The sequence below is a fragment of the Micromonospora sp. NPDC005237 genome, from assembly GCF_040607775.1.
Classification (GTDB): domain Bacteria; phylum Actinomycetota; class Actinomycetes; order Mycobacteriales; family Micromonosporaceae; genus Micromonospora.
Map to the genome: position 1 here is coordinate 1 of NZ_JBEXHJ010000028.1, position 2,513 is coordinate 2,513.

The following is a 2,513-nucleotide window of genomic DNA, read 5'->3' on the forward strand; positions in this document are numbered from 1 at the left end:
AAATGAACATAGAATAAATTACGGGTTAATGAACGAGAAATGTAAATGATTTTGAGAGTTTTTATAACAAAAGAAGAGTGTCCAGAAAATGACCTTTTTCTGGACATAGGATAGAAATATTTTTATAAGTTTATTAAATAACGAAGGAGCAACTTTAGCTACAAATCTTGCTATTTGTAAATCTACATTTTTTTATTGAAAAATAGATAGTTTATAGTTACAGTTGCAACTGCTTTAGCCGCGATTAAAATACTTTTCTCATTCATTTTAAATAAAGGGCTATGATGGGGATAATTTCCGCCGTCTTCAGGCTGTGCACCAATGTAAAAGAAAGTACTTGGTACAACTTGCCCATAATATGAAAAATCTTCAGAAGGATTTTGTGGTCCTAAATCGACTATATTATTGACTTCTGAAATATTCTGATCTTTTAAGCTGTCAACTACAAAGTGAGTGAGATTTTCTGAATTAAAGAGTACAGGATAGTTATCGTCATAATCTACAATCACTTCAACCCCAAAGGTTACTCCAACGCCTTTAGCAATTTGTTTCACTTGGTCTCGGATGACTTTTCTAGTTGTTTCTTTCATCATCCGAACATCCCCTTTTAACACTACTTTATCTTGTATAGCATTAAAACTTCCTGCTCCATCAAATGATCCAATAGTTACAGTACCCATGTCAAATGGATCTATTCTTCTTGAAATTACTGTTTGGAGTTCAGTTACAAAGTAACTAGCGGCTACTATTGCATCATTACTTAATTGTGGCATAGAAGCGTGACCTCCGTTTCCTTTGATTGTAATGGTGAAATTAGAACGTCCCGTTTGAGTTTCTTTATTATGATAGGCAATGACCCCTGTTTTAATTGTAGTCATCACATGAACCCCGATCATATTATCGACACCGTCAAGAGCTCCTGCTTTAATCATACCTTTGGCACCACCAGGAGATACTTCCTCTGCTGGTTGATGGACAATTCTAACTCTTCCCGGAAGTTCTTGTTTTATTTTTACTAGTTCTCTAGCAAGTACCATCAAATATGCAGTATGTGCATCGTGTCCACAGGCATGCATTACTCCTGGATTGACCGATTTAAAACTTAAATCATTATCTTCAAAAATAGCAAGAGCATCAAAGTCTGCTCTCAACGCAAGAGTTTTTCCGGATTTTCCACCTTCAATATCAACGATGATTCCAAATCCCTTTCCGATAAGTTTTGGTTCACAGTCAAGTTCTTTATAAAAGCCCATAATATACTTAAATGTTTCTTTTTCTTGAAAAGAAATTTCTGGGTATTGATGAAGATGACGCCTAATTTGAATCATTTCATTCTCATATTGTGTTAAGCTAGTCAACAAATTATTAAGTAGTTTCATATGATACCTCTAAACTTTCTACCCGAATTGCTAGTTAATTTCATTGGAAAATAAATAAGTCGTGCTATCCTAATCTTAAACCACTAAGCATTAGAAAGCGCACGACTTATATGACTTATAATAGCACACTTCCAAAAGTTTTTGTTTATTTACTGACAACCATTGAGACGCTTTATCAAACGAGTGTTCCCCTTGAAGTTCAAAACCGAAAGAACGTCCATCTCGCAACATCAGATTGCTTAGTTATCGCTTGTTACCTATGGGGCGTACTGCATTTTAGTGAAACGCTTAAAGCTAAGCACCAATTGGCTCAAAGTTTATTTCCTAATTTCCTAGAATATTCTCGCTTTGTCCGCCGTTGTAATGCCCTCTTACCGAGTATCCAAGTCATTCGCCAAGCACTCGTCTTTAAAGAGGTTGAAGGAATTAGTGTATCCATTATTGACAGCTTCCCCATTCCTTTGTGTCAGCCTATTCGTAATTTCAGAAGCAAAGTTCTTGGAGATTATGCCAATGTTGGCTACAATGCTACAAAGGGACAGTACTTCTATGGATGTAAATGTCATGCTTTAGTCAGTGAATCAGGCTATGTCATAGACTACACAATTACTCCTGCTTCAATGGCTGATAGTTCAATGACCGAGGAAGTGTTGAGTCAATTTGGGACACCAACAGTCCTTGGAGATATGGGATATTTAGGTCAGTCACTGCATGATAGGCTGGAATTAAAAGGAATTGATCTAATGACACCTGTCAGGAAGAATATGAAGCAAAAGAAAATCCTTTTCCCTAATTTTTCAAAACATAGAAAAGTGATTGAGCGAGTTTTCTCTTTTTTGACAAATCTAGGAGCTGAGCGTTGTAAAAGTCGTTCGCCTCAAGGTTTTCAATTGAGATTAGAGATGATACTTTTAGCGTATTCTTTACTGTTAAAATCAGTTAAATCACTGGAACCAGAGACTTTAAGATATTCTATCGGGTATCAAGTCATGGATAAATAATCAACTAGCAATTCGGGTAAATAAGATTAAAAATTATATTCACTTCCAGTGTTTACCTCTTACCAGTCTGTAAAGTTTATATCCAACATAAGAAGAAAAAATATACATTTTTATCCGTTTAGTATGTCTTTTT

Annotated in this window: 2 protein-coding genes; one reads left to right on the plus strand and one right to left on the minus strand. The window is 35.4% G+C overall.

Annotated features, from left to right (window positions below; genetic code table 11):
• Nucleotides 1-182 precede the first annotated feature (182 nt).
• On the minus strand, nucleotides 183-1,379 hold the full coding sequence (locus ABZT87_RS31355; RefSeq protein WP_015082999.1) for a M20 family metallopeptidase: 1,197 nt from the start codon (nucleotides 1,377-1,379) through the stop codon (nucleotides 183-185).
• 110 nt (nucleotides 1,380-1,489) lie between these two features.
• On the opposite strand from ABZT87_RS31355, the gene ABZT87_RS31360 reads away from it, so the two are divergent.
• Nucleotides 1,490-2,380 carry an IS982 family transposase gene (locus tag ABZT87_RS31360; RefSeq protein WP_355140088.1) on the plus strand — a complete coding sequence of 297 codons (891 nt, stop codon included), beginning with the start codon at nucleotides 1,490-1,492 and terminating at the stop codon, nucleotides 2,378-2,380.
• Nucleotides 2,381-2,513: the final 133 nt, after the last annotated feature.